This is a genomic window from Pseudoalteromonas sp. UBA6610, from assembly GCF_002433295.1.
In the GTDB taxonomy this organism is placed as follows: Bacteria; Pseudomonadota; Gammaproteobacteria; order Enterobacterales; family Alteromonadaceae; genus Pseudoalteromonas; species Pseudoalteromonas atlantica.
Genome location: NZ_DJHW01000006.1, coordinates 33,433 through 34,127, shown reverse-complemented (window position 1 = coordinate 34,127; position 695 = coordinate 33,433). Strand labels below are relative to the sequence as shown.

The window sequence follows — 695 nt, the reverse complement described above, 5'->3', positions numbered from 1 at the left end:
TGGCATGAATTCTCCTACCTTTATGTGTATTTGCGCGGGTACTTATGTGTTCGTTAATACCCTTAAGTAACTTAAGAGCTGTTATAGCAACCATTCTTACTTAATGTGGGTGCAGTGTGCAATTAAAAACCCCATAAAAATGGGCTATTATGAATATTTTTTAAGACCAAAAAGTTATTACTCATTTTATTTAGACGTCTAGGCGTAAAAACACTATGCAAGGTGTTTTGTTTTAGATAAAATACGCCCCTTAATTTTTTAGCGCTAATACCGACGTTTGTGAAGCGCAATATTTGTGAGCAGAAATACAATGGCAAAACATTTATTTACTTCTGAATCTGTTTCTGAAGGTCATCCGGATAAAATCGCCGATCAAATCTCTGATGCGGTACTTGATGCTATCCTAGAGCAAGACTCTCATGCCCGTGTTGCGTGCGAAACTTACGTAAAAACCGGTATGGTTATGGTTGGTGGTGAAATTACCACTAGCGCATGGGTTGATATTGAAGAAATTACACGTAAAACAGTACGTGAAATTGGCTACACGCATTCAGACATGGGTTTCGATGCAGACTCGTGTGCAATTTTAAACACAATTGGTAAGCAGTCTCCTGATATTAACCAAGGTGTTGACCGTACTAGCCCAGAAGAACAAGGTGCTGGCGACCAAGGCTTAATGTTTGGTTATGCATGTA

Annotated in this window: 1 protein-coding gene; it reads left to right on the top strand. The window is 39.0% G+C overall.

Annotation, left to right across the window (positions count from 1 at the left end; all coding sequences use genetic code 11):
* Nucleotides 1–310: 310 nt before the first annotated feature.
* Nucleotides 311–695: S-adenosylmethionine synthetase N-terminal domain-containing protein (locus B4F91_RS00980; protein WP_288635330.1), on the top strand; the 385-nt coding region annotated here is incomplete at its 3' end.